The organism is Mycoplana sp. ABR4_002, assembly GCF_056159645.1.
Window position 1 is genome coordinate 3,563,288 of record NZ_JBSWVO010000001.1, and the last position, 26,925, is coordinate 3,590,212.

25 protein-coding genes are annotated in these 26,925 nt (G+C 63.1%); 11 read left to right on the top strand and 14 right to left on the bottom strand.

Features of this window, described 5'->3' with window-relative positions; all coding sequences use genetic code 11:
• Positions 1-56 precede the first annotated feature (56 nt).
• The 6 genes from ACXAGF_RS16900 to ACXAGF_RS16925 all read right to left on the bottom strand — a co-directional run bounded on the left by ACXAGF_RS16900 (position 57) and on the right by ACXAGF_RS16925 (position 8,677).
• Complete coding sequence (locus ACXAGF_RS16900) at positions 57-545, bottom strand: RidA family protein (RefSeq protein WP_475018539.1); 489 nt, start codon at positions 543-545, stop codon at positions 57-59.
• Complete coding sequence (locus ACXAGF_RS16905; RefSeq protein WP_475018540.1) at positions 542-1,327, bottom strand: maleate cis-trans isomerase family protein; 786 nt, start codon at positions 1,325-1,327, stop codon at positions 542-544. Before ACXAGF_RS16905 ends, ACXAGF_RS16900 begins: the two co-directional genes overlap by 4 nt.
• Entirely contained in the window at positions 1,324-2,481 is a 1,158-nt protein-coding gene (locus tag ACXAGF_RS16910) for a trans-sulfuration enzyme family protein (protein ID WP_475018541.1), read from the bottom strand. The genes ACXAGF_RS16905 and ACXAGF_RS16910 overlap by 4 nt, the downstream gene beginning before the upstream one ends.
• Complete coding sequence (locus ACXAGF_RS16915; RefSeq protein WP_475018542.1) at positions 2,478-4,199, bottom strand: hydantoinase B/oxoprolinase family protein; 1,722 nt, start codon at positions 4,197-4,199, stop codon at positions 2,478-2,480. Before ACXAGF_RS16915 ends, ACXAGF_RS16910 begins: the two co-directional genes overlap by 4 nt.
• Positions 4,196-6,274 (bottom strand): hydantoinase/oxoprolinase family protein, encoded by a 2,079-nt coding sequence (locus ACXAGF_RS16920; protein WP_475018543.1) that lies wholly within the window; start codon positions 6,272-6,274, stop codon positions 4,196-4,198. The genes ACXAGF_RS16915 and ACXAGF_RS16920 overlap by 4 nt, the downstream gene beginning before the upstream one ends.
• A gap of 438 nt (positions 6,275-6,712) precedes the next feature.
• Entirely contained in the window at positions 6,713-8,677 is a 1,965-nt protein-coding gene (locus ACXAGF_RS16925; RefSeq protein WP_475018544.1) for a hypothetical protein, read from the bottom strand.
• Positions 8,678-8,727: 50 nt separating this feature from the next.
• Here ACXAGF_RS16925 and ACXAGF_RS16930 point away from each other — a divergent pair, with 50 nt between their 5' ends.
• From ACXAGF_RS16930 to ACXAGF_RS16965, 8 genes are all read left to right on the top strand, one after another.
• On the top strand, positions 8,728-9,150 hold the full coding sequence (locus ACXAGF_RS16930; RefSeq protein WP_475018545.1) for a hypothetical protein: 423 nt from the start codon (positions 8,728-8,730) through the stop codon (positions 9,148-9,150).
• 492 nt (positions 9,151-9,642) lie between these two features.
• Positions 9,643-10,332: a hydrolase gene (locus tag ACXAGF_RS16935; protein WP_475018546.1), complete on the top strand. Its 690-nt coding sequence runs from the start codon at positions 9,643-9,645 to the stop codon at positions 10,330-10,332.
• A 66-nt stretch (positions 10,333-10,398) separates the two neighbouring features.
• Entirely contained in the window at positions 10,399-10,686 is a 288-nt protein-coding gene (locus ACXAGF_RS16940; RefSeq protein WP_475018547.1) for a XapX domain-containing protein, read from the top strand.
• Positions 10,686-12,671: an amidohydrolase gene (locus ACXAGF_RS16945; protein ID WP_475019332.1), complete on the top strand. Its 1,986-nt coding sequence runs from the start codon at positions 10,686-10,688 to the stop codon at positions 12,669-12,671. Before ACXAGF_RS16940 ends, ACXAGF_RS16945 begins: the two co-directional genes overlap by 1 nt.
• A 13-nt stretch (positions 12,672-12,684) precedes the next feature.
• A complete protein-coding gene (locus ACXAGF_RS16950; protein ID WP_475018548.1) occupies positions 12,685-13,143 on the top strand; it encodes a DoxX family protein in 459 nt (152 codons plus the stop codon).
• The gene (locus tag ACXAGF_RS16955) at positions 13,140-14,741 is read left to right on the top strand and encodes an MFS transporter (protein WP_475018549.1); all 1,602 of its coding nucleotides are present in this window, start codon (positions 13,140-13,142) and stop codon (positions 14,739-14,741) included. The genes ACXAGF_RS16950 and ACXAGF_RS16955 overlap by 4 nt, the downstream gene beginning before the upstream one ends.
• Before the next feature lie 233 nt (positions 14,742-14,974).
• On the top strand, positions 14,975-16,003 hold the full coding sequence (locus ACXAGF_RS16960) for a homoserine dehydrogenase (RefSeq protein WP_475018550.1): 1,029 nt from the start codon (positions 14,975-14,977) through the stop codon (positions 16,001-16,003).
• A 479-nt stretch (positions 16,004-16,482) separates the two neighbouring features.
• The gene (locus ACXAGF_RS16965) at positions 16,483-17,313 is read left to right on the top strand and encodes an alpha/beta fold hydrolase (protein ID WP_475018551.1); all 831 of its coding nucleotides are present in this window, start codon (positions 16,483-16,485) and stop codon (positions 17,311-17,313) included.
• Positions 17,314-17,702: 389 nt separating this feature from the next.
• Here the strand turns inward: ACXAGF_RS16965 and ACXAGF_RS16970 are convergent, their stop codons facing one another.
• A complete protein-coding gene (locus ACXAGF_RS16970; RefSeq protein ID WP_475018552.1) occupies positions 17,703-18,614 on the bottom strand; it encodes a helix-turn-helix domain-containing protein in 912 nt (303 codons plus the stop codon).
• Complete coding sequence (locus tag ACXAGF_RS16975; RefSeq protein ID WP_475018553.1) at positions 18,611-19,552, bottom strand: helix-turn-helix domain-containing protein; 942 nt, start codon at positions 19,550-19,552, stop codon at positions 18,611-18,613. The genes ACXAGF_RS16970 and ACXAGF_RS16975 overlap by 4 nt, the downstream gene beginning before the upstream one ends.
• 232 nt (positions 19,553-19,784) lie before the next feature.
• On the opposite strand from ACXAGF_RS16975, the gene ACXAGF_RS16980 reads away from it, so the two are divergent.
• On the top strand, positions 19,785-20,396 hold the full coding sequence (locus ACXAGF_RS16980; RefSeq protein WP_475018554.1) for a TetR-like C-terminal domain-containing protein: 612 nt from the start codon (positions 19,785-19,787) through the stop codon (positions 20,394-20,396).
• Positions 20,397-20,599: 203 nt separating this feature from the next.
• Here the strand turns inward: ACXAGF_RS16980 and ACXAGF_RS16985 are convergent, their stop codons facing one another.
• The 3 genes from ACXAGF_RS16985 to ACXAGF_RS16995 all read right to left on the bottom strand — a co-directional run bounded on the left by ACXAGF_RS16985 (position 20,600) and on the right by ACXAGF_RS16995 (position 22,484).
• Positions 20,600-21,439 carry a nuclear transport factor 2 family protein gene (locus tag ACXAGF_RS16985; RefSeq protein WP_475018555.1) on the bottom strand — a complete coding sequence of 280 codons (840 nt, stop codon included), beginning with the start codon at positions 21,437-21,439 and terminating at the stop codon, positions 20,600-20,602.
• A gap of 202 nt (positions 21,440-21,641) precedes the next feature.
• Positions 21,642-21,767 (bottom strand): hypothetical protein, encoded by a 126-nt coding sequence (locus ACXAGF_RS16990; RefSeq protein ID WP_475018556.1) that lies wholly within the window; start codon positions 21,765-21,767, stop codon positions 21,642-21,644.
• 63 nt (positions 21,768-21,830) lie between these two features.
• Positions 21,831-22,484 (bottom strand): hydrolase, encoded by a 654-nt coding sequence (locus ACXAGF_RS16995; RefSeq protein WP_475018557.1) that lies wholly within the window; start codon positions 22,482-22,484, stop codon positions 21,831-21,833.
• Positions 22,485-22,864: 380 nt separating this feature from the next.
• Here ACXAGF_RS16995 and ACXAGF_RS17000 point away from each other — a divergent pair, with 380 nt between their 5' ends.
• Both ACXAGF_RS17000 and ACXAGF_RS17005 read left to right on the top strand, forming a co-directional pair.
• Positions 22,865-23,800, top strand: coding sequence for a pirin family protein (locus ACXAGF_RS17000; RefSeq protein ID WP_475019333.1), 936 nt, complete (start codon positions 22,865-22,867; stop codon positions 23,798-23,800).
• A gap of 25 nt (positions 23,801-23,825) precedes the next feature.
• A complete protein-coding gene (locus ACXAGF_RS17005; RefSeq protein ID WP_475018558.1) occupies positions 23,826-25,073 on the top strand; it encodes a DUF5996 family protein in 1,248 nt (415 codons plus the stop codon).
• 105 nt (positions 25,074-25,178) lie between these two features.
• Here the strand turns inward: ACXAGF_RS17005 and ACXAGF_RS17010 are convergent, their stop codons facing one another.
• From ACXAGF_RS17010 to ACXAGF_RS17020, 3 genes are all read right to left on the bottom strand, one after another.
• Positions 25,179-25,382, bottom strand: a complete 204-nt coding sequence (locus ACXAGF_RS17010) for a hypothetical protein (RefSeq protein ID WP_475018559.1) — start codon at positions 25,380-25,382, stop codon at positions 25,179-25,181.
• Between the two features lie 90 nt (positions 25,383-25,472).
• Positions 25,473-25,841, bottom strand: coding sequence for an antibiotic biosynthesis monooxygenase family protein (locus ACXAGF_RS17015; protein WP_475018560.1), 369 nt, complete (start codon positions 25,839-25,841; stop codon positions 25,473-25,475).
• Between the two features lie 27 nt (positions 25,842-25,868).
• A complete protein-coding gene (locus ACXAGF_RS17020) occupies positions 25,869-26,858 on the bottom strand; it encodes a zinc-dependent alcohol dehydrogenase family protein (RefSeq protein ID WP_475018561.1) in 990 nt (329 codons plus the stop codon).
• Positions 26,859-26,925: the final 67 nt, after the last annotated feature.

Consider the following 26,925-nt stretch of genomic DNA (forward strand, 5'->3'; position numbering starts at 1 on the left):
ATTTCCCCTTTCATTGATTAGTTCGAGCGTGGGTGAGAAAGCGACGGCACCCGGTCCTATTCTCCCCGGTGCATTGCCGGCGCCGGCGAGCGGAGCCGCGCGGTCATTTCGACCTCGACGGCGGCATTGCCCGGCAGGCTGGCGACGCCGACGGCCGATCGGACATGGCGCCCGCGATCCCCGAGAGCCTGAACGATGAGGTCGGAGGCGCCATCGGCCACGGCGGAGTGATCCGAAAAATCGCCCGCCGCGTTGACGAACACCGTCAGGCGCGTGATCCGCGCGACCTCGTCCAGGCTTCCGGCCGCCGCCCGTAGCGCCGAGAGAAGGCGCAATGCGCAAAGGCGGGCCGCCTCCTTGCCCTCCCCGGTCGATAGATCGAGCCCCACTTTTCCGCGATAGCGCAGGACGCTGCCGTCTTTCGGCGTCTGCCCGGCGACGTAGGCGATGTCGCCGTCCACGAGCCATGGCAGGTACTGTGCCGCCGCGGCGGGCGGCGGTGGCAGTTGCAGATCATTCTGCGGCACAACCTCGACTGGCTTCATTGCGGCAGCCCTTCGCGCGTGAAGAGCCTGCCGCCGGCGCCGATCGCTCGGGTCTCGAGCCGGAGCCGGCGCAGGCAGGCGAACATGAGCGCCTGGTTGCTGGTGATGACGGGCTTGCCGAGCCGCGCCTCGATCGCCGGAACCGCCTCCAGGGCCCTGTAGTCCGTGCACGAGATGACGATCGCCTGTGCATCGCCATGGTCGGCCCGCAGGGCCATGTCGTAGGCGTCCTGGGGCGTCAGCGCATTCTGCTCGAAGCTGGTCAGTTCACGGTCGAACGCAACCTCGCTGACAACCTCGATCCCACATTCCTGGATGAAATCGACCGACTCCCTGCTCAACGCGCGAACATAGGGGGAGGTGAATGCAACCTTTCGGGCGCCGACGCTTCGGATCGCGTCGATGAGCGCCCCGGCCGTGGTGATGGCCGGACAACCCGCCCACCTTTCGAGGTCTTCGCGGAACTGCCGATCAAACTCTGGTCCATCCGACAGGGTCGCGGACGTGCAGCCATAGGCGATCAGGCTGACGCGCGCATCCAGGAGGTTGCGCACGTGCCCGTCCATGGACTGCCGGACGAACCGGCGCATTTCTCCCGAATCGGGAACGGCCTCCGGATCGTAGCCGCCACTCCGTTCGGAATGGATCGTCACCCCGGCCGGCGCAAGGAGCATGCAGTCCGGCTCGACATTGGTATTCGACGCGGGAACGATCAAGCCGATCCGGGTCGTGCGGGGGGCAAAGGCGATCTTTTCGCCGACGTCAGCCAGCACCTTGGTCATTCGTCCTCTCCCGTTGTGTCGAGTGCCTGGTTCAGGTCGGCGATCAGGTCCTCCAGGTTCTCAAGGCCGACCGACAGGCGAAGCAGGTCGCGCGGGGTTGGAGAGTCGGGTCCCTCCATACCCGCCCGGTGCTCGATCACCGTCTCGGTGCTGCCGAAGGAAATGGCCTGCCGTATCACTTCGACCCCGCCGGCGACCCGCTGGGCGGCGGCTTCGCCGCCCTTCATGCGGAACGAAAGCATGCCGCCAAATCCGCCGGTCATCTGCCGGGTTGCGATCTGGTGTTGGGGGTGGCTCGGCAGGCCGGGGTACAGCACCTCCGCCACGCCTGGATGCTGTGCGAGGTGTTCCGCGATCCGCAGCGCGCTGTCCGACGCCGTCCTCACCCGCAGCGAAAGGGTACGCATGCCCCTCAGCAGCAGCCAGGCCTCGAACGAGCCAAGGACGCCGCCATATTCGTTGCGCAGTTTCAGAAGGTCGCCGAGCACGTTTTCGCGGCCGGGAGCGACGACAGCCGCGCCGGCAATGAGGTCGCCGTGGCCGTTCATGTACTTGCTGCAGGAATGCAGCACGATGTCGGCGCCGTGTTCGATCGGCCGCGTCAGGATCGGGGTGGAAACGGTGTTGTCGATTGCCACGAGGGCGCCGCAGGCGTGCGCAGCTTCCGAGATCGCGGCGATGTCGGAGACGACCCAGGTCGGATTGCTCGGCGTTTCAAGCCACACCAGTTTGGTCGTGCCCGGCCGCAGTGCAGCGGAGACCGAAGTGCGGTCGTAGTCGGGCAGATAGCTGACTTCGATCCCCCACCGCCGGCCATGCTTGTTGAGCCAGTCGCGCAGGCCCGAATAGACCCGCACCGGCAGGATCACATGGTCGCCGGGACGGAGGCGGTGAAAGACCGACGTCATCGCCGCCATTCCGCTGGAGAACAAGAGGCAGCCTATGCCCCCCTCTAGCCGGTTGATCAGCGCTTCGGGCTGAAGGTAGGTCGGATTGTCGTCCCGGGTGAACAAGCGTCCGGCGCGGTCCAGCTCGTCCGGATCGCGCAGGAAGGAGGTCGATGGCCGCAACGGAGCGGCCATCGCATCGGTCTCGCGATCGACCCAGCCAAGGGCTGTCGCGGTCAGGGTCTCGGTGCGGAGAGTTCTGCTCATTGTGCTGCCACCGGATTTGCGCGGAATCCGCAGGCGGCGAACGAGCCGTCCTCGAAGAACCGCAAGCCATAATCGACCTCTGCGCATTCGTGGCTGACCAGCCCGGCTTCCACGTCGCGCTGAACCGCTGCCGGGTCGCGTTCCAACGGGTCGCCGTAGCCGGCCCCGCCCGGCGTCAGAACGATCAGTCGCTCGCCGGCGGGAATGACCTGCTCGCCCTTCGGCTTCAGCGTCGTGCCGCCCGACAACGCCAGGATCCCGGCCGCGCCGTTGGCGCCGCCCTCGCGCCCGCGCGGCGGATGGTGGATGCGATCCAGCGCCGCAAACAGGGAGATGGGCGCGTCCTCGCTGCTCGAAAGCTCAAGCACCTGGCCGAAGCCGCCGCGATACTTGCCGGCCCCGCCGGAGTCCGGCCGGAATTCGCGGCGCCAGATGATCAGCGGCGAGACGCTTTCGGTGATCTCGACCAGCGACCCCATGACGCCGCTCGGGAACGCGGTCGCGGAAAGCCCGTCCTTCGACGGCCGAGCCCCGGTGCCGCCGTTGTGCACCAGCTCGGTGGCGAACTTGGTTTTCCCAAGGCCCTTTTCCACCGAGTAGCCTCCGCGCAGCGGCAGATCCCAAAGGCAGCACGCGCCTTCCGCTGGGACCAGGCCGGGCACGGCGAAATGCAGGCAACCGAACACCAGATCCGGCAGCAGTTGCCCGACCACATGGCGCATGGCCACCGGAACGGGGTATTGGGCATTGACGATGGTGTTCTCGGGCGCGGTGATCCGCAGCGGTGCGAGGGAGCCCTCGTTGTTGGGAATGTCCGGTGCGATCGCGCATTTCAGCGCGAAGCAGGAATAGGCGCTGGCATAATTGAGCGGGCAGTTGATGCCCTTGCGCGACAAACCCGAAGACCCCGCGTAATCCACGACGATCGTGCCGTCGGCGATCGTCATCGTCGCCACAAGGTCCAACGGCTCGTCGTAGCCGTCCACCCGCATGGCGTTGCGGTAGACGCCTTCGGGCAGGGCCCGAACCAGCTCTCGCGTACGTTCGCGCGAGGTATCGATGATATAGTCGGCAATGTCCTCCAGCGTGTCGATGCCGATGTCGGCCATGCATTCGGAGGTCCGCCGGCTGCCGCACTCGACGCAGGCCATCAGCGCGTAGGTATCGCCCTCGACCTCGATCGGCACGCGGCTGTTGGCCTTCAGGATGGTCATGAAGGTCTGGTCCAACCTGCCGGCATCGACCAGCTTGAAGATCGGCACGAACAGCCCCTCATCCAGCACGTCGGTGCCGTCCGGACCGAACCCCAGGCCACCGAGGTCAGCGAGATGGCTGGTGCACGACGTGTAGCCCACCAGCACCCCGTTGTGGAAACAGGGCCGCACCAGCATGAAGTCGTTCAGGTGCCCCGCGGCCTTCCAAGGGTCGTTGGTCAGGTAGATGTCATCGGGATGCATGTCCTCGGGTCGGTATTTGTCGAGAAAGTATCGGACCGACTCTGCCATCGTGTTGACATGCCCCGGCGTGCCGGTGACAGCCTGTGCGATCATCCGGCCCTTGAGGTCGAACAGACCTGCTGACAGGTCGCCGGATTCGCGCACGATCGGGTTGAACGCCGTCCGCATCAACGTCTGGGCCTGTTCCTCGACGATGGCGATCAGACGGTTCCAGAGAATCTGCTTTTCAATTTCGCTAAGTACGTTGCGAGCCACGATCATGCCCTTTCCAGGATCAGGTTGGCGTTTGCGTCGATGCGTCCGGAAAAGGCCGCGGTCACGAAAGTGGTCGTCTGTGGTTCGGCCACCACCGCCGGCCCCCGGAAAATTGCGCCCGCGGCCAGGTCGGGGCGCCAGTAGACGGGCACGTCCGCGTGCTTGCGCTGGCTGGGCTGGAACACGCGCCGCGACGACTGGGCCGTCGCCGCGTGAGCGGAAGCCTCGCCGGACACGCTGGGAGGCGCCTCGGTTGCCGTCGAGACCACGATTGACCAGGACAGAATCTCTATGTCGCGTTCGGGGATCGTGCGACCATAGAGCTGACTGTAGCCTTCCTCGTAAGCGGCCTGGATGACCGCGGCATCGGCTGCCTCGAGCCGCCGCGACGGGACCGGGACCTGGATCTCATGGCCCTGTCCGACGTACCGCATATAGGCGGTTCGCGTCTCGACGAGTTCGGCCTGAGGATCGCCGCTCGAGACGATTGCGCGCGCTTCGCTCCCAATCTGGGTCATGACGCGGTTGGCGTCCTCGGCGTCGAAATGCGCAAGCGTCATGTACCGGCTCTGCACCACTTCGTATGAAATCGGCGCCCAGAGAAAACCCACGGCCGAGCCAACGCCGGAATTCGGCGGAACGATGACCCGCCCGATGCCGAGCTTTTCCGCCAGCCGCACCGCATGCAGCGGACCGCCGCCGCCAAAAGCGATCATCGAGAACTTCGACAGGTCGCTGCCATGCTCGACCGAGTGGATTCGGGCAGCATTGGCCATGTTCTCCTCGACCATCTCGATGATGCCGAACGCGGCTTCCGGAACCTCGACCGACAGCGGCGCGCCGACATCGCTGCCGACCGCTTGTTCCGCGGCGATCACATCCAGCTTCATCGTTCCTTCGGCGAAGGTATCGGGATCGATGCGGCCCAGCAGGACGTTGGCGTCGGTGACCGTCGCCCGCGTACCGCCCTTGGCGTAGCAGGCGGCACCCGGCACCGACCCCGCGCTTTCCGGTCCGACGGCCAGCCGTCGCATGCGATCGACCTGCGCGATCGACCCGCCGCCCGCGCCGATCTCGATCATTTCCACCACGGGGATGCGGACCGGCATGCCGCTGCCCTTCTGGAAACGGGCGGCGCGGGCAATCTCGAAATTGCGCGCCGTCTGGGGCTGGTAGTCCTCGATCAGGCAGATCTTGGCCGTCGTGCCCCCCATGTCGAAGGAGACGACCCTTTGCTCGCCAAGGCTTTCGGCAATCTTGCTGGCCAGAACCGCACCGCCGCTCGGGCCCGATTCAACCAGACGGATCGGAAATCGGATCGCCGATTCCAGCGTCGTCATCCCGCCGCCGGAGGTCATCAGGAACAGCGGGCAAGCAAATCCGCTTTCCTTCAGCGATGACTCCAGCGCCCGCAGATATCGAGCCATGATCGGCTGCACATAGGCGTTGCAGGCCGTGGTCATCAGGCGCTCGTATTCCCGGACCTCGGGGCAGACCTCGCTGGAAAGCGTGATTTCCGCGGTGCAGCCCTCCGCCACCAGGATCTCGCGGACCGCCTGCTCATGCGCGGGGTTGGCATAGGAGTGGAGAAACCCGACCGCGATCGCTTCGATGCCCAGGCGTGACAGTTCCGGCACCAGCGCTGCCACCGCTTCACGATCGAGCGGCAACAGAACCCGCCCCTTGACGTCCATCCGCTCGACCACCGGGAAGCGAAGGTCGCGGGGGATGAGTTGCTGGGGCTTGTCGATCAAGAGGTCGAACTGGTCGAACCGGCTCTCGTATGCGATCTCGAGGCTGTCCCGAAAGCCATCGGTCGTGATCAAGGCGGTCTTGACGCCCTTGCGCTCGATCAGCGCGTTGGTCGCCAGTGTCGTTCCATGGACGAAGACATCAACGTCGGCAGCGCGCATCTTGGCCTGCCCCAGGACGACGGCAACGCCCGCGAGGATGCCCTTCTCAGGGTTCTCGATGTCGGTCGGAACCTTCGTCGTATATCGCCGGGACGGGGTCTCGAGGACGACGTCGGTAAAGGTACCGCCGATGTCTGCGGCCAGTCGGTTCTGATGATGTGTTTTCACGGTGATTGCGTGCTCCAAATTCGTTGCAGCGAATATGGGCGGACACGGCTCGGGATTGGAAACAAAACGTTTTCTTCGCCCGATCGAAGATTTCGATAGTTTTTAAATTACAGCTAGATAGAGAGCAATCCGCACCAAAAACTCATCGGCCGGGCAAGCGCGCCTGCGGCGCCTTCGAGTATCCGTCCGACGCGTGTAACTGCGCGGCTGGAGCCTGAGACGAGAAGGCGGCTCAGGTAACGAGGAAGTGGCTCTCCGGGCAGCGCCAGCCGGCCCCGGGCATACGGTGCCTGGCTGACGCCGGCGTCGCCAACCGCGACAAACCTGCCAGGCTCGTTTGTCGTCATCTGTTCGCTGGCCGTCACCTCGTCAGGCAGCGGTAGGCGGCCGCTCGCGTTCCAAGGTTCACTTCCCCCGGAGCACGTAGAGCCGCGCGCGTCAGCGCAGGTCGCCAGTCAGGATGCTCCAGCCGCCGTCAGCGGCGCGGATGAAGTGCGCGTCGACCGCTTCGCCGCTCGACATCTGTTGCGTCAGCGCCCCCCAATCAATGGAGCCGGCAGCGTCGATGCGGATCTCCTGCACGAATGTGCACAGATACTGCCGCCCCGCAGCCTCGGTCTCGCAGCCGATCTTGGTGACCTTTAGCAACCGCGCCCTTGGGCCTGGCTGGCCAGTCAGGGTCGCGGGGTTGGTCAGACAGCCTAGCGCCTGCACGGGATTGGCGACAGGCTCGCCGAGGCAGGCCCGCTCGGCCGCCTCCATCTGCGCATTGGCCTCCCTCACGCGCTGCATGGCGAAGGCGGCGATTTCCGCGGCCGAGGGTTCGGCCGGGTCGCCGCCCGTCGAGCGGTCCTCGACGGCGACGGCGGCGACTTCGGCCATGTCGTTTGCATCGGCAACCATTCCGGCGATCTCATGGTTCCGTGTCGCGAAATCAGGGCCGAGAACCTGCGCGGCAAGTCGGTCGACGGCGGCCTGCCCGTCGTTCGCGCGTGCCGCCGCATGAAGCGCGATGCGCAGTTCGGCGAGAACCGCCTCGTCACCCTCGATCTGTCGCAGCCGTTCGTAGAGCGGCCGCAGTTCCCCGTCGGGATCGAGCGAGCCGAAGCTGCGCTCCATCGCCGCTCTGTACTCTTCCAGAGGATTGAGCACGGTACGGGCCAGGATCAACCCGTCGAGCGTCGCCGGCAGGTCCGTGGCCAGCGCCGCGGCGGCGCGCCGTTTCGGGCCGAGGATATCGGCCGCCTTGCTCCGCGCTGCGTCGACCACGCGGTAGATCTGGTCGCGCGACATGCCGGATGCCACCGCCTTGTCCGCGACCCTGAGCGCGGTGCCGAGATGGTCGAAGTCGTTCCCCACCGCGTCGAGCCGGGCGATCAGCGCGTCGGCCTCGGCCTGCCGCGCCGCGGCCTCGAGCGCGGCGCCTAGCGCGGCCACTTCAGCGGCCAGATCCGCCGCCGTCTCGGACGGCACGCGCGAGGCCATTCGCCTTATATCGTTCTCCACCGTCCTGAGCCGGCCCAGCGCCTTATGTCCCGCGGCGCGAATTGCCGCCAGTTCGCCGCGGGTGGCCTCGGTCCATCGGTCGGCCTCGGCCGCGCGTTCCTGCAGCGCAAGGATGTCGCGGGCATGGATCGGCGAGCGGAAGACGTCGACGAAGACGTTGCGCAGGGGCTCCATGCCGAAGCTGCCATAGCAGGTCCGGCGCAGGAACTCGGCCACCGCCCGCCCTTCGCGCTGGTCGAGCAGCGCCAGCGGCACGCCGAAGACCGGAACGAAGGCTGCGTCGGTGAAGATCGGCGCGATCTTCTCCTTGATCTTGTGCGCCGGCAGTCCGTCGAAGGCGCCGGGCGCGGCGACCGGCGCGTACCAGGCGGCCAGCGCCCGGCACTGTGCCTCGGCCGAGGTGGCGCCACCCAAAGCGCCGCCGATGGCGCCGCCGAAGGCCACGCGCGGGGTCGCGTCGCCCTGCGGGCCGCGATCAGCAGGTGCGGTCGCGGCGGCCGCTCCGCCCGCGCGCGCCGCGCGGAAACTGCCGCGCCGGCAGCCCTGCAGCTTACCGTCCATCGCCTGTCCGTCGCGGTCGAGGCTTCCACTCAGCCCCAGCGCGACGGCGCCGGCCGGCTGCTCGATCCAACCCTTCGGCACGATGCGAAAATTCACGGGACTGAGCATCCGCCCGGTGACGGCGTAGCTACCCTTCGAACCGCCGACCTCGAAGCTCAGCGTCCCCTCCTTCAGTGGGCCGCCTCCCGTCGAGAACTCGAGCACCATCGTGGCCTCGGCTTGCCGGTCGCAGCGATAGCTCCCGGTCCAGCGCCCGGAGAGATCACCCTCGGCGGCGGCAGGCACCGCGCCGAGCAGAAGTGCACCCACCCAGATCGGGAACCGAACCGTCCGCATCGCCGCCCCTCCTGCCCCAGTGGGCCACGTGAGACTACCCCGGAACCGCCGTGCTGAAAACCGTGATTGCGGCTGCCCTGCGCGCGGCGCATGCCCAGCGTGCCGGAGAACAGGACCGAAACGCAGATCGAACTCGGCAAGTCGGTTGCCGAGAAACACCGTTGGAAGCTGGTGGCGATCTGTTCCGGCGCTGCAACTGGCGAAACCAGCGCCCCAGCATCCAGCAGCCTCTCGCGCATGTGGCGCGCGAACGCATCGATGTTCCCCCTTGCACCGTCGATCGCCGCTCGCGCGACACGGAGCACAGGGCGAATATCGTTACGAAGCTTCGCCATCACGACGCCGACATTTGGACCGTCCACGCCGGCAGTACGTTCACGCTGCCCGGTTTCGTCACATCATGTCATAGCGTCAGCGTGACCAAGCGGGCCAAGAAAGTGCTCACCGCGGCCTCATCGCAGTGGCCAACATGAAATCAAGGGGCAGAACTTGTCGGCAGCCCGAAACCGGTGGCAAAACCACCGAAAAGTTTGCGACAGAACGCTCTTTGCTGCCTCATGTCTGCCCGGGCGCGCTCTTGCCCGCTTGTTGAGGAGGTTCGCAGTGCTGATCCCATGCAGCGGATTAAGAACCCGCAAGATCGGCACCCCGACGGCAGATCCGGTGTCGCTCCGCGCACAAATCACCACTAGTATCAAACCTACCAGCGCCAGCTTATCCCTCAACTGGACAGGCCTCGGATTGCATCAAACTCGGGATGTCAAGGATATGGCCCAACACGCCGACAATCTTGGGAAGCTGTTCGAAGTGCAGGAGCGACCTGTTGTGCCCTCGACATGACGCGACTCGCCGACGATGACGCTGTTCTGCACGGATACGAGAGACCGGCGCTTGCTGATAGCAAGTTCCGAGAGGAATCCGGCCGTTTTCAAGAACCCCAATCACCCCGAAGAGGAGAATATCAAATGTCCAAGCTCGAAGTCCTGACCCCTGCCAACAGCCAGTTGATCTTCATCGACCAGCAGCCGCAGATGGCTTTCGGCGTTCAGTCGATTGACCGCCAGACGCTCAAGAACAACGTCGTCGGCCTTGCCAAGGCCGCGAAGATTTTCGGTATCCCGACGACGATCACCACCGTCGAAACGGAATCCTTCTCGGGGCACACTTATCCAGAGTTGCTCGCGGTCTTCCCGGAGAACGACATTCTCGAACGCACGTCGATGAACTCCTGGGATGATCAGAACGTGCGCGACGCGCTGGCCAGCAACGCTGCCAACGGCCGCAAGAAGATCGTTGTCTCCGGGCTGTGGACGGAAGTCTGCAACAACACCTTCGCGCTTTCGGCGCTCCACGATGTCGCCGACTACGAGATCTACATGGTAGCCGATGCCTCCGGAGGCACGTCCTCGGACGCCCACAAGTACGCGATGGACCGCATGGTTCAGGCCGGCGTCATTCCGGTGACCTGGCAGCAGGTCCTGCTCGAATGGCAGCGCGACTGGGCACGCAAGGAAACCTATGATGCTGTGACCTCCCTGGTGAAGGAGTATTCAGGCGCCTACGGCATGGGCATCGATTATGCCTACACCATGGTCCACAAGGCCGGCGAGCGCGTCACGCACGGCAAGCGCATCGGACCGAACCCAGCCAGGTAGGTCCAATGGCGCCGCTCCGACAAACCCCAATCGGAGCGGCATCCCCATCTCAGCGAGGTTGATCCGATGAAGCTCTATCTCATGTCGATCGGCGCCGGTTTGCTGGTCGGTATTGTCTACAGCCTGCTCAACGTCCGGTCCCCCGCTCCGCCGGTCATCGCACTCGTCGGGCTGCTTGGCATTCTCCTCGGCGAACAGGCCGTTCCGCTTGTCAAGCGCCTGATGTCCGGCGCGCCCGTCAACGTGTCGTGGTTCAATAGCCATTGCGTGCCGCACGTCTTCGGCGAGTTGCCGGCAGGCACTGCGCAGAGGCAGCCAGCCGACGGCACCAACACGGACAGAAAGGTCGGATGATGCCAACCCGCCGAACCTTTCTCGGAGCCGCGTCGAGCCTCGTACTGCCGGCGTCGCTCGCTCCGGCGCGCGCCGCTGCGCCTGCAACCTCCACAGGAGATTCCTCCATGACCGCCGATGTCATCCTGCATCACGGCCTGATCACGACACTCGATCGAGGCAACCCGAATGCCTCTGCGATCGCCATCAAGGATGGGCTGTTCCTCGCCGTCGGCGACGATCAGGAAGTGATGGCGCTCGCCGGCCCCGACACGAAGATCATCGACCTCAAGGGCAAACGCGTTCTCCCGGGCCTGATCGACAACCATACCCACGTTGTCCGGGGCGGGCTCAATTTCAACATGGAATTGCGCTGGGACGGCGTGCGCTCGCTTGCCGATGCGATGGACATGCTCAAACGGCAGGTGGCGATCACCCCGCCGCCGCAATGGGTGCGTGCGGTCGGCGGCTTCACCGAACACCAGTTCGCCGAAAAGCGGCTGCCCACCCTCGAAGAGATCAATGCCGTGGCGCCCGACACGCCGGTCTTCCTTCTCCATCTCTACGACCGGGCACTGCTGAACGCGGCAGCGCTGAGAGCGGTCGGCTACACCAAGGATACGCCGAACCCGCCGGGCGGCGAGATCATGCGCGACGCCAGCGGCAATCCGACCGGCATGCTGCTTGCCAAACCCAACGCCGGCATTCTCTATGCAACCCTGGCCAAGGGACCGAAGCTGCCCTTTGACTACCAGGTCAATTCGACGCGCCATTTCATGCGCGAACTGAACCGTCTCGGCGTGACAGGCGTGATCGATGCCGGCGGCGGGTACCAGAACTATCCCGACGACTATGCCGTCATCCAGAAGCTCGCCGACGACGGCCACATGACGGTGAGGCTGGCCTACAACCTTTTCACCCAGAAACCGAAGGAGGAAAAGGAGGACTTCCTCAACTGGACAAAGTCGGTCAAATACAAGCAGGGCACGGATTATTTCCGCCACAACGGGGCCGGCGAGATGCTGGTCTTCTCTGCTGCCGACTTCGAGGATTTCCGGGAACCGCGACCGGACATGCCGCCGGAAATGGAAGGCGATCTCGAAGGCGTCGTGCGCATTCTGGCGGAGAACCGTTGGCCATGGCGCCTGCATGCAACTTATGACGAGACCATCAGCCGGGCGCTGGACGTCTTCGAGAAGGTCAACCAGGATATTCCGCTTGAAGGCTTGAACTGGTTCTTCGACCATGCGGAGACGATTTCCGACCAGTCGATCGACCGGATTGCCGCACTCGGCGGCGGCATCGCCGTCCAGCATCGCATGGCTTATCAGGGCGAGTACTTCGTGGAGCGATACGGCATCGGTGCGGCGGAAGCCACTCCGCCGATCGCAAAGATGCTGGAGAAAGGCGTCCATGTCTCGGCCGGCACCGACGCGACTCGCGTTGCCTCATACAATCCCTGGGTTTCGCTCTCCTGGATGGTGACGGGCCGGACCGTCGGCGGCATGCGCATTTATCCCGAACGCAACTGCCTGGACCGCGAGACGGCGCTGAGGATGTGGACGGAGAACGTCACCTGGTTTTCCAACGAGGAGGGAAAAAAGGGCCGGATCGAGAAGGGCATGTTTGCCGACCTCATCGTACCGGACAAGGACTATTTCGCCTGCGCCGAGGACGAGATCTCCTTCCTGACATCGGAACTCACGATGGTGGGCGGCAAGATCGTCTACGGTGCCGGCACGTTCGAGCCGTTGAACGAAAACGACGTGCCGCCCGCCATGCCCGACTGGTCGCCGGTGCGCACCTTCGGTGGCTATGCCGCCTGGGGTGAGCCGGAGGGCGCAGGCGCCCGCTCGCTTCGTCGCACGGCACTCTCGACATGCGGCTGCGCCAACAACTGCAACATCCATGGACACGACCACGCCGGTGCCTGGGCATCGAAGCTGCCGATCTCCGATCTCAAGGGCTTCTTCGGGGCGCTGGGCTGCGCGTGCTGGGCCGTCTGAAGGAGAAAAATCGATGACATCGATATCCATGGAACGCCGTCTTGCCGCATGGGTCCAGCCACTTCTGACGTCTCGCGGGCTGTACGTCATCGCCCTGCTGGCGCTCTGCTCGGCCTATATCCAGGGGCCTCTCACAAAAATCCTCGATTTCAATGGCGCTGTCGCCGAGATGAACCATTTCGGGCTGTCGCCGGCACCGGTCTTCGCGGTCGTCGTCATCATCTTCGAACTGTCGATGTCGGCCCTCGTCCTCACGGGCCGCTTCCGCTGGATAGCGGCGCTCGCGCTTGCCGCATTCACTGTCCTGGCCACCTTTCTGGCGCTGCGTTTCTGGGAATTGCCAGTCGGCCAGGAGAGAATGATGGCGACGAATGCCTTCTTCGAGCATCTCGGCCTTGCCGGCGCCTTCGTTGTCGTTGCCTGGCACGATCTCCGTGAACACAGCAGTCCGGCCAAGGCAGGGGTTTTATGAGCGACTCGCCCGCCCCTTCGACGAGTGGCTTTGCGCCGCTGCGCCACAGCGTCTTCGCCGTGCTGTGGGTTGCCACCATCATCGGCAATACCGGAAGTTTCATCCGCGATGTCGCCAGTTCATGGCTGGTCGCGGATCTTTCCGCCTCACCGGCCGCCGTTTCCATGGTACAGGCCGCGGCGACGCTGCCGATCTTTCTTCTGGCGATCCCTGCGGGCGTGCTGTCGGATATCCTCGACCGAAGAAAGCTGCTGATCGTCATCCAACTCATGCTCGCCGGTGTCAGCACGACGCTGCTGCTGCTGTCTGCCAGCGGGCTGCAATCGATCAGCTCGCTCATTGCCCTGACGTTCGTCGGCGGCATAGGCGCCGCCCTCATGGCGCCGACATGGCAGGCGATCGTTCCGGAACTTGTACCCAAACACGAGGTGAAAGGCGCCGTAGCCCTGAATTCGCTCGGCATCAATATCGCGCGAGCGATTGGCCCCGCGATCGGCGGTGTATTGCTCGCCTGGTTCGGGGCAGCCCTCACCTACGGTGCGGATGTGATCAGCTACGCATTCGTCATCGCCGCGCTGCTTTGGTGGAGGCGTGCTCCGAATACTGACGACGCCCTGTCAGAGCGCTTCTTCGGCGCGTTTCGAGCCGGTTTGCGCTATGCCAAGGCGAGCCGCGAGCTTCATGTCGTCCTGCTGCGGGCTGCGGTCTTCTTTGCGTTCTCGAGTTCGGTATGGGCGTTGCTGCCGCTTGTTGCCAGGAACCTGCTCGGCGGTGATGCCGGATTTTACGGGATCCTGCTGGGCGCAGTCGGCGCCGGCGCCATCGGCGGGGCGCTGATCATGCCGCGGTTGCGCAAGCATCTCGATGCCGACGGCCTGCTTCTTGGAACCGCCGTGGTATCTGCCGCCGTCATAGCCACTCTCTCCCTCGCTCCGCCGCAATGGGCCGCCGTCATTGCGCTTCTCGCCCTCGGCGCCGCCTGGATCACGGCATTGACCACCCTCAACGGCGTGGCGCAATCGATTCTCCCAAACTGGGTCAGAGGGCGTTCGCTTGCGGTGTACCTCACCGTGTTCAACGGGGCGATGACGGCCGGAAGCCTCACCTGGGGCGCCATCGGCGAAGTTGCAGGCGTATCGGGTACGCTGCTGATCGGCGCCGTGGGTTTGCTCGTCGCAGGGGGCGCCATGCATCGCCTGAAGCTACCCGCTGGCGATACTGATCTGGCACCGTCCAACCATTGGCCGGAGCCCCTTGTCGCTGAACCGGTCGCTCATGACCGAGGTCCGGTTCTCATCCTGATCGAATACAATGTCGAAAAGCATCACAGGTCTGCATTCCTGCATGCGCTGGACGACCTGTCCCAGGAGCGCCGCCGCGATGGCGCCTATGGATGGGGTGTAACAGAGGATTCCGCCGATCCGCGAAAGATCGTCGAATGGTTCATGGTGGAATCCTGGGCGGAACACCTACGCCAACACAAGCGCGTCTCCCATGCCGACGCCGACTTGCAGGGCAAGGTACTGGCCTATCATTCGGGCACGGCGAGACCTGTCGTTCGCCACTTCCTCACGATCAACAGGCCCGGCAAGGCCTGAACCGAAGCGCAGAGGGCGGTCCGCGCCGCCCTGGTCACAATTGTTGCGATAACACGAGGGTGCGGCCACGATCCGGTCGCCCCGCCTCAAGGCGACAGCGAGGCGCTCATGACAGACCCATCAGAAAATGCAGGCATGGTGGACCTCATCGCCCGTTCTCAGGTGGGAAGTCGGAATGTGCAATCCGGGTAGGACGATCAGACGCTGTCCGAATAGAAATGAAAGGTTCGCCCATGCAGAACGTCAATATTGCCATTGCAGGTTTTGGAGGTGTGGGACGTGCCACAGCCAGTCTCCTTTTGTCTCGGCGCAGTCGCTATCGTCAGGTCTACGGAGCGGATGTCCGTCTTGTAGCCGTGTGTGGATCACGCGATGGACTGGTCGACGCCCGCGGACTCGAAGCGGAGCGCCTGGGCACGCTTGAGCCGGGACTGTCGGGACCGGACTTCTTAGCCGCGAGCGGCGCCGACATTCTGATCGAGGCCGGACCAAGCGATTTTCGCACTGGCGGACCTGGCCTTGCCTACATCCGCTCAGCCCTGTCGGCGGGACACGACACGATCGTCATATCGAAGGGTGCGCTGGTCCATAGCGGAAGACTGTTGCGCGAGCTCGCCAAAGGCTCCGGTGCGATTCTGAAGTTCAGTGGCGCGGCCGCGGCGGCCCTGCCGACCATCGATCTCCTCGACCATAGCCTAAAGGGTTGTGAGGTGCTCGAGATCGAGGGCATTTTGAACGCCACCACGAACTACCTCCTCGACTCAATGACGACGAAGGGGCTTGGCTTCGATACAGCCCTGCGGGAGGCGCAGCGAGGCGGGTTCACCGAAGCCGATCCTCGCAACGATACTGAAGGCTGGGACACCGCCTGCAAGCTCCTTATCCTCGCCAATTTCGGTCTCGGCGCAGACCTGACGTTGGACGATCTGTCCGTCGAGGGCATCCAATCGGTTACGAAAGAGCGTGTCGATGCGTGGCGAGCGCGAGATCTCAGCCCCAAGCTCGTTGGCAGCCTGACTTGCACCGATGGCACCTTCCACGCCAGCGTCGGTATCAGAACATATCCCCTCACCGATCCTCTGGCGCATGTCCGGGGCAAGGACAAGGCAATCCGCATCACCACAGACGCGATGGGCGAAACGCTGGCGATCGGATCAGGCAAGGAGCCGCTCGCCACGGCCGCCGCGGCGCTGAAGGATCTCGAACACATTCTGGCCACAAGGCTCTCTACGCCTGCATCGATCCTGGAAGCGTCATCATGACCCGGCGTAACCTGCAGGCCATTCGCCATGTCGGCTTCAAGGATCTCGGCAGCTTCGAGGCGCCCCTGCGAGGGAGGCAAAAACGGCATCGGCTCGTCGAAGACTGAGTCGAGCACCTGCGTCAGGACGGGCGCGTAACGCGTACCCGGCTCGATCAGGAAACGACAAACGCCTTCCTTGTTGGCGATAAGCCGCCACTTGTCTCCCATCTGCCGAGACCTTTGTGAACTACACATAGGTCACCGACCGGCAGTTGCGGCGAAGCAGGAGCTTCCAGAGCTGCATTTGATCCGCAAGATTGGCATGTCTACGGCAGCTTCTGCGCCGCGAGGTGATCTGCCGTTGGCTAGGATGTCTTTCGAGAAACAGTCGTGCGCTCCTGTCCAATGGAAGCTTTTCGAAATCGCGCAGGCCGTTATCGCCAATGCGGGCTGCGCTACCTGGAAAAGCAGCCGAACCAAACTCGAAGGAGATATGCAATGGCAACCATCAAAACATCCGACGGGACCAATCTCTTCTACAAGGATTGGGGACCGCGAGACGCGCAGCCCCTCATGTTTCACCATGGCTGGCCGCTCAGCGCCGATGACTGGGACAACCAGATGCTGTTCTTCCTGTCCGAGGGTTACCGTGTAATCGCGCACGATCGACGCGGCCATGGTCGATCCGACCAGACCGCCACCGGCAACGACATGGATACCTACGCCGCGGACGTGGCGGAGATCGCCAAGGCGCTCGATCTACGCGACGCCGTGCACATAGGCCATTCGACAGGCGGCGGCGAAGTCACCCGCTATGCGGCCCGCGCCGAGCGTGGCCGAGTGGCGAAGGCGATTCTGATCGCCGCGATCCCGCCGGTGATGGTCCAGTCCGGAGCGAACCCGGGCGGCGTTCCCATGGAGGTTTTCGACGGGTTGCGTTCCGCCCTGGAGACAAACCGCGCGCAGTTCTATCTCGATCTGCCAGGTGGACCCTTCTACGGCTTCAATCGCGAGGGTGCGAAGGTCAGCCAGGGCCTGATCGAGAATTGGTGGCGCCAGGGCATGAGCGGTGGCGCCAAGGCGCACCATGACTGCATCGAAGTTTTTTCGGAAACCGACTTCACGGAGGACTTGAAGGCAATCACCGTTCCTGTGCTGATCATCCACGGCGAGGACGATCAGATCGTGCCGATCGAAAACTCGGCCTATAAGGCGATCAAGCACGTCAGAGACGGCACGCTGATAACCTATCCCGGGCTCTCTCACGGCCTGTTCGCTACGGATCCGGATGTGGTGAACCCGGATATGCTGGCCTTCATCCGTGCCTGACTTGGCCGGCCGTCGCGGCGCGAGAACCATCTCGACGCATCAACTCTGAGGAAAGATCAGAGTTGCCGGCCAGGGCGATCGCGTGGTCAGCGCTCGATCTGTCGGATGCGTCCGCGCCGCCCAATCCTCTCGCTGTGCTGCGCGCGGTTCCGCTTCAATGGCATGGCGACACGTTCGACCTGCCGGAAGGCGGAACTCTCCTCGCGCCTACTCCGCTCTGCACAAGCCAGGACTTCTCGCACGGATCGTATGTGCTCGGCCTCCAGCTCTGCCGGAAGTTGCAGACGCGAGGTTCGAGCACTGGCTTCTTGGCAACGCCAATGGGTTAGCCGCAGAAAGTATCGGCGCCATGCCGGTAGGCTTGAGCAAGCTGGCGCCGCCATTGAAAGTCACCGCCACGCGATAGAACGCTCCGGATCGCAAACCGCCCGACGATAGTCGGTCGGGCTCATGTGCCGATGCTTGATGAACACCCGGGCCAACGCCTGGTTCGACGAGTATCCCACCTCCTGCGCGATCTCTGTGACCGGAAGGTCCGTCGTCTCAAGGAGTTCGCAGGCTTTCTCCATTCTCAGGCGGGTCAGGTACAGCCGTGGCGGCTCGCCGACGCTCTGCTTGAACATGCGCGCGAAATGAAAAGGTGAGAGCCGCGCCTCCGCGGCCAGTTCATCGAGGCTGATATCTTCCGAAAGCCGCGCCCGCATCAGTTCCAGACAGCGCCGCTGTGCCCACGGGGCAAGGCCGCCCCTTGCCGGAGCGAACGGTGCCCCGCCTAACCGACACAGCTCGGCCAGAATTTCCAAACCGGCGGCCCGCGCCAGCAACCGCGAAGGTACACCCTCGTCGTTGCAGAGAACCCACAGGTTTCGCAGCGCCGACCGGATGGCCGGCGAGTCGAACACTCGGCCGTAGATGCAGGAACTGTCGAACGAGAATCGGCCGTCGGAAGCTTCGTCAAGCACGCCTTGCCATTGCGCCATAGGAAACACCAGGCTGCGGAGGCGATGGCTTTCTTCATTGATTACCGTGGTCGCGAAGTTTGGCGCGGCGATGGCGAGGGTGCCTTTCACCGTCGCCATATCGAAGCGGCCTCCTCCCAGGTCTCCCCTGACACGACTACAGCCAAGCATGTCCTCCATCAGGACGATGTCCGGCAGGGCCGGGCGGGACATGTCCCCGGCTGGTCGCTGGACCTCAAGAAGGTCGAGAATTGCGCCCGGGGATTTCAACGTGCGCAAGTAGGATGCATGTTGACCTTTGCCGTGCCATTGGGCGAATGACGAATGGGCATGGATAGTCATTGCCGCCCCTTCAGAGCCGGACGCGCGCGGAGCCGGATTGAAGAGCGAACCGGATCGCTAGTGGCCCGGCGATAGTCGGACGGGCTCATGCGTAGATGCTTGATGAATACACGGGCAAGCACCTGGTTCGACGAATACCCCACCTCCTGCGCGATCTCCGTGACCGGGAGGTCCGTCTGCGCAAGGAGTTCGCAGGCTTTCTCCATTCTCAGCCGTGTCAGATAGACTCGCGGTGGCACGCCGACGCTCTGCTTGAACATGCGTGCGAAATGAAAAGCAGACAGTTGTGCTTCGGCCGCCAGTTCGTCGAGGCTGATGTCTTCCGAAAGCCGCTCCCGCAGCAGCTCCAGGCAGCGCCGTTCCGCCCAGGGGGCAAGTCCGCCCTTTGCTGGAGTGAAAGGTGCGCCGCCCAGCCGGCACAATTCGGCCAGTATCTCGCAGCCTGCGGCCTGCGCCAGCAGGCGCGAGGGCGCGCCCTCCTCATCGCACAAGGCCCACAGATTCCGGACCGCCGACCGGATGGTTGGCGAGGCGAACGACCCCATACACAGTTTCTGATAGTCCAGAGAAAATCGCCCATCGGCGGCTTCATCCAGAACAGGCTGCCACTGCGCCAATGGAAACGACAAGCTGCGAAGCTCATGGGCATCGTCGACAAGAACCGTGTTTGCGAACCGCGGAGCGGAGAGAAAAAAGCTGCCATTTTCGCTTCTCACATCGAAGCGCCCGCCTCCCATATCGCCGCTGACGCGGCTGCCGCCACGCAGGTCTTGATACAGGACGAGATCCGGGACGGCGGGGTCGGACATGTCTCCGGCCGGTTGAGACGCCTCCAGCAGATGTATGATGCCACCTGCGGACTTCATCGTGCGAACATAGTGCGCAAGGTGACCGTTGCTGTACCATTGAGCAAAAGAATTGTAGGCAGGAACGGTCATGCTGTGTTTCCTATGCTTGTCGGAGCCCTCCCACTCCTGGTCGGTGGCCTGAATCGCGCCGCGCGGATCGGCTGTTGGACGCCCCTACCTCTGGCGCTTTGTATAAGGCACTGCCGCAATCTTCGTCTCAGGTTCCCGAACTCAAACAGAAATAACCGTCGAGGCTCGCCTCAATCACTTCTCACGCATAGGTTGAATCGCTACAGTTCGATCCACAGTGGAGAACTTTTGGATGGAACGCAAGAGTATCGACCTCATAAGAAGACGGAAACCAAGTGGGGCGGCGGTCATGCGGCCCGAACTGACCATGGCGTTGTTCAGAGCATTTTTTGAGGAGTGGGCAAACAGCGGATATACGGCAGTAAGCCTGGAGCGCGTGGCGGCACGGGCGGGTGCAGGCAAGGCGGCTATATACCGGCGCTGGCCATCGAAGCTGCAGTTCGCGTGTGAAGCGATACGAAGTGTCGAAGTTATGCGGTTGGGTGCCACAGACCAAGGCTCGCTGCAGGCGGACATCAGAGAATACCTTCGAGCGACACGCGCGGTCCTGCGCCATCCTCTGGTCCGCCGCATAATCCCCGATCTGGTTGCCGAACGTTTGCGATCGAACGAATTGTCAGCGATGCTGGATGGCATTGCCCAGGCACGACGACAGTTCGGACATCGGTTGCTGGATCGCGCCGTCGCCCGGAACGAACTGCGCGCGGATCTCGACAGGGAACTGGCGCTCGATCTTCTCTTTACCTCCCTTTATTCGCGGATGATCATCCGAGGGAAGAACTTCACGAAGGCCGACCTCGACAGGCTGGGCATTGCTCTGCAGACCGCCATCAAGACCTGTTGAACGCGCCTGCACACACCTGACCTGCGCCACAGGGTACTGCAGCGCGGTGCCGAGACGGCCATGACTGCACGCGCCTCAACGGTCGCGGGGAGATAGAAGCAGCCAATCCTAAACGGGACGTTCGCGGCGCCGCGCTCACGCCCGCCTTCGCTGAAGGGTCAAGGGCCCACCGAGGTGCATGACCGGAAGTGCTTCATGTCCCTCTACGTTCGCCATCGAGGTTTTGCTTCCTCGGGGTCGAACATCGAGATCCCGCTGTCGGCCGCCGTAGCAGCCACCTCGCTCTGAAGTACGTCCCAATGCTCGGCCAGTTTGCCCTCCTCAATCCGAAAGACATCGATTGCAATTTGCGGTTCGTCCGCCCAGCCGCGGATGCGGCCGTGAATCGCCACAAGATCATCGCCTGCGACGATCAGGCCGGGCTCGTAGTGGACATGCTCGGGCAGTTCGGCGACGATTGCCCGCAACGCGTCTCTGCCTTGGGGCATGTTGGGATTGTGCTGGATGTAGTCCGGAGCGTAAAGCCGTTCCACGGCCGATGCATCATGACGCTGGAACAGCGAGGTCATCGCTTCGAGAACCAGCGCCTTGTTGCGCTGAGGACGATCATCGCAGGTGCGATCCGCGGGCCGAGTGACCGCCATCGTCCCCGTCATTCGCAAGAACTGGCCGTCGGGCAGCGTCGCAAACGAGAATACCAGGCCCCGATCGTAATCCTGAACATTCGTGACCGTCGCGCCGCTTTGTTCCTGCCAGCTTACCGCGAAGATGCTGTTGCCGATGGGCACGACTTGAATATCGACGGTCTCGGTCCGGGCAAACGGCCCTTCCTTGATCTCGAACCGCAGTTGGGCGGTTGACAGCAGCGTCATGCTCACTTGAAAATTCGGATAGGAGACGTTCATCTCCAGTCCCACGGGAAAACCATGTTCGGTCATTTGCAGCTGTTCCATTAAGTTGACGGAGGTCCGAGAGCTGGCTGCCGGCGCAACTCCGTTCTGCGTCTCTCGCAGTTCAGGTGTCAGATTGATCGAGGAAAACATGCAGGGTTCGAATGAGGCCGCCTTCGACATGCGCGACATCGGTGCCCGCCATTGCAAGTGGCCGACGCCGTTGTGACCCGATGCCGGCCTTACCGCGGTGAATCCGAAATCCGGAGGCAGATGCTCCAGAAGGTCCGCTACCGCCTGCGAGATCGCTTCGTGTCCTCGCGCCGAGCGCTGAGGTTCGTGAGGCCCCGCGTTTTCATCGTAGGTCCTTCGGATCGCCGCGATGCATCGCGTGGTCGCCGTACACCAGATCGAGGTTAGCCTGCATGAGTTTCTCGAAATCCATCCGCGCCTTCTTTGCGGCAGCTTTGAGCATCGTCATGGATGACGAGGCGAAGCCCGTTCGAGCAATGCCTCGGGGCTCGCCTCGCCATCGCAACTCAAATCAGCCCGCCGGGCTCGGCACCGGCGTGTTGAGCAACTGCTGCTCCCACAGATAGGCGATACCGCTGCCGGCAGCATGCTGGATGACCACCTCGTTGAGCGCACCGGCGGTCTTTGCCCGCGCCCAGTCGCGCTGCCATTCCGCCGCCAGCGCCATCCAGGTGATCATGTTCACGCCGGCCGCGATCATGCGCTGGATGGCGATTTCATGCGCCTCTGTCGAAACGGCGCCGGATGCATCGGTGACGACGGTCACGTCCCAGCCTTCGCCGGCCGCCTGGATTGCCGGCATTGCGACGCAGACCTCGGTCCACAGGCCGGCCAGAACCAGTTGCTTGCGACCTGTCGCCTTGACCACATCGACAACCTTGGGATCCTCCCAGGTATTGATCAGCGTCCGGTCGATGATCTCCTGGCCGGGAAACACGTCGGTGATCTGCGGGAATATAGGGCCGCCACGATCCGCGACAACGCTGGTTAGGATGGTGGGCACGTCGAAGACCTTCGCAGCCTTCGCCAGCGCGGCCGAATTGTTGACCACGGTATGCGGATCGTGGCTGTTCACGTTTGCCAGCTGGTAGGGTTGGTGATCGATCAGAACGAGGACCGAATCTTCAGGGCGAAGAAGAGAGTCCAAGCCGTTGCGAAAAGTCATCTGAATCTCCTGGATATCGAGGGAAGCGCCCATTGGCTGCTTGAAACTACCGAGTGCTCTCGAACATTGCGGTGCAGGATGTGCCCCTCTGGTACCGTTCTTGCTCCCAATTGCGGTTGTCGCGACGCGGAGGCTTGAGTTCGTTCTGTTTCTCGGAAAGGGTGCGACCGAATTTCGATGGATCTTCGGGGAGGAATGCGTGACGGCCAGGCCGTAGGGCGAGCACAGCAACTGACACCTCCATCGCCACGCTGCGTCTTGAGACGGGAACGCAGGCTTGCGGACGTTCGTGGAAATTGCTGACGCCGAGGGCGTTTTGGCCGCCGGCTACGACGACTATTCGGCAGGATCAGACGAACCCTAAGGAAAGGAACGAACGCATGAGTTGGAACCCATCAATCGAACCGGGCTGTCCCGAAGAGGTCGGCATCGACGCGATCGAGACCCTTATCGTCCCGCGTTCCCGCGACCTTGGCGATTTCCAGGTCCGGCGTGCCCTGCCGGCCCCGAAGCGGCAAATGGTCGGGCCTTTCATCTTCTTCGACCAGGCAGGGCCGGCCGAGTTGCTGACCGGGCAAGGCGTCGATGTCAGACCGCACCCGCATATCGGTCTCGGCACGGTGACCTACCTGTTCAAGGGCGACTTCCATCACCGCGACAGCACCGGTGCCGACCAGGTCATCAAGCCCGGCGCGCTGAACTGGATGGTTGCTGGCCGCGGCGTCACGCATTCAGAACGCACATCTGCGGCAGCTCGGAGCGGCCCGAACAGCCTGTTTGGTATCCAGACCTGGCTGGCATTGCCAGAAAGCCACGAGGACGTTGCGCCCAGCTTCGAGCATCACGGCAAGGAGACGCTGCCCGTCATCGAGGACCGCGGCGTTTCTGTTCGGCTCATTCTCGGCAACGTCTATGGCGAGACTGCGCCCGCGACGATGCTTTCCGAGACGTTCTACGCCGATGTGACGCTTGAGCCGGGATGTCGGCTGCCAATGCCGGACAACCACGAAGACCGCGGCATCTACATTGTCGAAGGCTCGATCTCGGTTGCCGGACAGGAATTCGAGGCTTCACAGATGATGGTGTTTCGGCCGGGCGACCGCATAACGGTGGCTGCCGGGGAGCGGGGTGCGCGATTGATGATCCTCGGCGGCGCGACTTTTAACGGACCGCGCTACATCTGGTGGAACTTCGTCGCCTCGTCGCAAGAGCGCATCGAACTCGCCAAGGCGGAATGGCGCGCCGCGAACTGGGGCAAGGGGCGTTTCGATCTGCCCGTCAACGACCGGAATGAGCATATTCCTCTGCCGGATTGAACGAAAACAGACTGGAGAAACGACAATGAACAAGTGGCCCCGCCTCGACTACCTCGGCTGGCGTGAAACGTGTTCGGCCTTGCATCTCTACCTCCAGATCGCAGGAAAGTACCGGCTGGCGCACACGCCGTGGCTCAACCATTCATGGAATGCAACCTTCTACGTCACGCCCAACGGCCTGGCATCATCGCCCATACCCGATGGGCCGGGCATCGAAATCCTGTTCGACTTTCGCGAGCACCGGGTCGTCGGCACCTGCGGCAACGGCCGCAGGGTGTCATTCGATCTTGGACCGACCACGGTCGCGACATTTCACGCCCGCTTCGTGCAGCTGATTTCTGAACTCGGCGGCACCCCGACCTTCAACGGCCGCCCGAACGAGGTGCCGTTCCCCATTCCGTTCGCCGAGGATGATCGCGACCGCCCCTATGACCGCGAAGCCGTTCAGCGCTTCCATCAGGCCTTGATGGCGGTCGACAAGGTCTTCAACCGGTTCCGCACCTCCTTTCTCGGAAAATCCAGCCCTGTTCATCTGTTCTGGGGCAGCTTCGACCTGGCCCTTACGCGCTTTTCGGGAAGGCGCGCACCGCTCCACCCCGGCGGCGTTCCGGCATTGCCGGATGATGTGGCACAGGAGGCCTACGACCGTGAAGTCGCATCGGCCGGATTCTGGCCGGGCGGCGGCGGTATCGACTATCCGGCCTTCTACGCCTACGCCTATCCGGCACCCGGAGGCTACCGCGCCGCGTCGGTGCAGCCCGATAGCGCGTTCTGGCACGAGGGACTTTCAGAGTTCATTCTTCCCTACGAAGCCGCGCAGTCCGCCGCCGATCCGGATGAGGCTCTGATGGCTTTCCTTGTCTCGACTTATGAGGCGGCGGCCGATCTCGGCGATTGGGACCGCGATCTTCTGGAGTGCGCGCACGGACAACCCCGTCAGGTGCGCGCGCCCGACGCCGCTGTGGTGGGGAATGCGCCTTCGGTGGGCGATGAACAGGTCGAGCGGGAGGATGGCGCGTCAAAGGGACGCTACCGCCTCGTCATCGACGGCGTTGAGGCCGAGATGACCTACAGTCGCGCCGGTGCAGGGATGATCATCATCGATCACACGGAAGTCCCTGGAGCCCTGCGCGGCCGCAAGATTGGCGAGCGGCTGGTTCGCCAGGCGATCGAGGATGCGCGCCGCGACGGCATTGTCATCATGCCGCTCTGCCCTTTCGCAAAAGCCCAGATCGACCGCCATCCGGAGTGGCAGGACGTGGTGCGCCGATAAGGGAGGCAGCAGATCGTGATATCGCTTCTCGCCATCTTGATCGGCCGACCCTGTGTTCCCGAGTGAACGCAATCGTCCTCGAAAAGTTCGGTGGCTACGACCCGTTCAAACTGCGCGATGGAAGCGGCTGACCTCCACTACCCTCACGCCAAAAGCCCGGTAGGCATCGGTCGAAATCCCCGCCGAAAGTCCGGCCCCGGCCGCGATGACGCATGCACGCCCCGGCTTGCCAGGTTCAACCGCGCGGTCAGGTGTCATCGCGACACGCGGCTCACCTGGGTAAATCTCTTCAAAAGTCCCGATCTGCATCTGAAGCCTTTCCGCCACCGAGACTGCCACCGCGATCTGCGTTCAAAAATCAGGTGGCTGTCAGAACGACCTGACAACCACCCAACAGCTTTAGATCCGCAAATTTCCTGGCGTAGCTGCGTTGCCTATGCTTGCGGCGGCGTCCAGATCATCATGTTCGCTTGCGGCAAAAGCTGCGCCTTCGAGATGATAGACCGTCGGTTCATCCGAAAAATACTCCTGTATCCCTCTCATGAACACCGCGTGGTCTTCGCTCGCTTCGAAACCCGGCGTGTGATCCTCAAGCAAGCGCCATCGTACGATGAGGTTGAAAACCTCGGGCGTTTCGATCCCTTGCGCCAGAACATGGCCTCGGTAACCCTTTGCGCGGCTCAGCAACGGAAGCACATCGACGAACGCCTGTCTGAACGATTCTATTTGCTCCTTGTGAACGGGGAGCACGGCGATCTCATAAATCATTGTCGCACCTTTGAAGTGAGGGAGCGTTTATGAACCTACACGCGCGGTGCCGGCCGACGGATCGACGGCAATCGCGATTTTTCCTCGGACACCATTGTTCGGCGTCTCGAGCAGCGCATGGGCAAGAGAAAGGTCGGCGAGCGAATAGACGGCACCAACGTGCGGCCGCAGCTGACCACGCTCCACCAATGTACTCAGTTCATCAAGCTTGCCTTGGTTTTGCCTTGTGAACACGAAGTGAAAACTTGCGTTCTTGCCCCAGGCTTCGATGAGGTTCTGTGGCTGTGCGATGTCGACGATTGTAACGACGCGACCGAGTTGAGCGAGCACGTTCGGGCTGCGGGACAAGGTGTCGCCACCAAGGGTGTCAAACACGACGTCGACCCCGCGGCCATCTGTTTCCCGCATGACAGCGTCGATATAATCTTCTTTCCTGTAGTCAATGACGACATCCGCCCCGACACTTCGTGCGAACTCGAAGTTGTCTTCCCGCACGGTCGTGAAGACCTTCGCGCCGATGGCTTTCGCAACCTGGATAGCCACATGACCGACCCCTCCCGCGCCGCCGTGGATCAGAATGCTTTCTCCCACTCTCAAAGCCGCACGCGAGACGAGCGCCTCCCACGCCGTTCCACCGACCAGGCTCAGGCTTGCTGCTTCAAGATGACTGAGCGCTTGGGGTTTCCGTCCAATGATGTGTTCGTTCGCGACGTGGTATTCGGCATAACTTCCCGGACCGTCGAAGATTTGCGGTGTGTACCAGACTTCATCTCCCGGAGAGAACATCGTCGCACCCGGACCGACGGCCTCGACCACGCCAGATACGTCATGGCCGGTTATGGCCGGCAATGGTACAAAGTCGCGATAGTCGCCGCGTCGAACCTGGTAATCCAGCGGATTGATCGACGTGGCATGGACGCGCACCAGGACTTGTCCCGCCTGCGGAACGGGCTTTGGGACTTCGGAGAGCTCGAACGATTCCGGGCCGCCAAAAGATTTGAGTGTCATCGCTTTCATGTTAGATCCTTGTTTTGCAGAGGGAAATATCGCGAATTGACCGGAATCGTCCGTGACAATGGAGTCT

Excerpts from the sequence above, each read along its gene's own strand:
- ACXAGF_RS16915 (WP_475018542.1), bottom strand. The coding sequence starts at position 4,199 with ATGATCGTGGCTCGCAACGTACTTAGCGAAATTGAAAAGCAGATTCTC.
- ACXAGF_RS17000 (WP_475019333.1), top strand. The coding sequence starts at position 22,865 with ATGAGTTGGAACCCATCAATCGAACCGGGCTGTCCCGAAGAGGTCGGC.
- ACXAGF_RS16960 (WP_475018550.1), top strand. The coding sequence starts at position 14,975 with ATGCAGAACGTCAATATTGCCATTGCAGGTTTTGGAGGTGTGGGACGT.
- ACXAGF_RS16980 (WP_475018554.1), top strand. The coding sequence starts at position 19,785 with ATGGAACGCAAGAGTATCGACCTCATAAGAAGACGGAAACCAAGTGGG.
- ACXAGF_RS16975 (WP_475018553.1), bottom strand. The coding sequence starts at position 19,552 with ATGACCGTTCCTGCCTACAATTCTTTTGCTCAATGGTACAGCAACGGT.
- ACXAGF_RS16985 (WP_475018555.1), bottom strand. The coding sequence starts at position 21,439 with ATGTTTTCCTCGATCAATCTGACACCTGAACTGCGAGAGACGCAGAAC.
- ACXAGF_RS16940 (WP_475018547.1), top strand. The coding sequence starts at position 10,399 with ATGAAGCTCTATCTCATGTCGATCGGCGCCGGTTTGCTGGTCGGTATT.
- ACXAGF_RS16970 (WP_475018552.1), bottom strand. The coding sequence starts at position 18,614 with ATGACTATCCATGCCCATTCGTCATTCGCCCAATGGCACGGCAAAGGT.
- ACXAGF_RS16955 (WP_475018549.1), top strand. The coding sequence starts at position 13,140 with ATGAGCGACTCGCCCGCCCCTTCGACGAGTGGCTTTGCGCCGCTGCGC.
- ACXAGF_RS17005 (WP_475018558.1), top strand. The coding sequence starts at position 23,826 with ATGAACAAGTGGCCCCGCCTCGACTACCTCGGCTGGCGTGAAACGTGT.
- ACXAGF_RS16910 (WP_475018541.1), bottom strand. The coding sequence starts at position 2,481 with ATGAGCAGAACTCTCCGCACCGAGACCCTGACCGCGACAGCCCTTGGC.
- ACXAGF_RS16935 (WP_475018546.1), top strand. The coding sequence starts at position 9,643 with ATGTCCAAGCTCGAAGTCCTGACCCCTGCCAACAGCCAGTTGATCTTC.
- ACXAGF_RS16995 (WP_475018557.1), bottom strand. The coding sequence starts at position 22,484 with ATGACTTTTCGCAACGGCTTGGACTCTCTTCTTCGCCCTGAAGATTCG.
- ACXAGF_RS16925 (WP_475018544.1), bottom strand. The coding sequence starts at position 8,677 with ATGCGGACGGTTCGGTTCCCGATCTGGGTGGGTGCACTTCTGCTCGGC.
- ACXAGF_RS16965 (WP_475018551.1), top strand. The coding sequence starts at position 16,483 with ATGGCAACCATCAAAACATCCGACGGGACCAATCTCTTCTACAAGGAT.
- ACXAGF_RS17010 (WP_475018559.1), bottom strand. The coding sequence starts at position 25,382 with ATGCAGATCGGGACTTTTGAAGAGATTTACCCAGGTGAGCCGCGTGTC.
- ACXAGF_RS16990 (WP_475018556.1), bottom strand. The coding sequence starts at position 21,767 with ATGACGATGCTCAAAGCTGCCGCAAAGAAGGCGCGGATGGATTTCGAG.
- ACXAGF_RS17015 (WP_475018560.1), bottom strand. The coding sequence starts at position 25,841 with ATGATTTATGAGATCGCCGTGCTCCCCGTTCACAAGGAGCAAATAGAA.
- ACXAGF_RS16950 (WP_475018548.1), top strand. The coding sequence starts at position 12,685 with ATGACATCGATATCCATGGAACGCCGTCTTGCCGCATGGGTCCAGCCA.
- ACXAGF_RS16900 (WP_475018539.1), bottom strand. The coding sequence starts at position 545 with ATGAAGCCAGTCGAGGTTGTGCCGCAGAATGATCTGCAACTGCCACCG.
- ACXAGF_RS17020 (WP_475018561.1), bottom strand. The coding sequence starts at position 26,858 with ATGAAAGCGATGACACTCAAATCTTTTGGCGGCCCGGAATCGTTCGAG.
- ACXAGF_RS16905 (WP_475018540.1), bottom strand. The coding sequence starts at position 1,327 with ATGACCAAGGTGCTGGCTGACGTCGGCGAAAAGATCGCCTTTGCCCCC.
- ACXAGF_RS16945 (WP_475019332.1), top strand. The coding sequence starts at position 10,686 with ATGCCAACCCGCCGAACCTTTCTCGGAGCCGCGTCGAGCCTCGTACTG.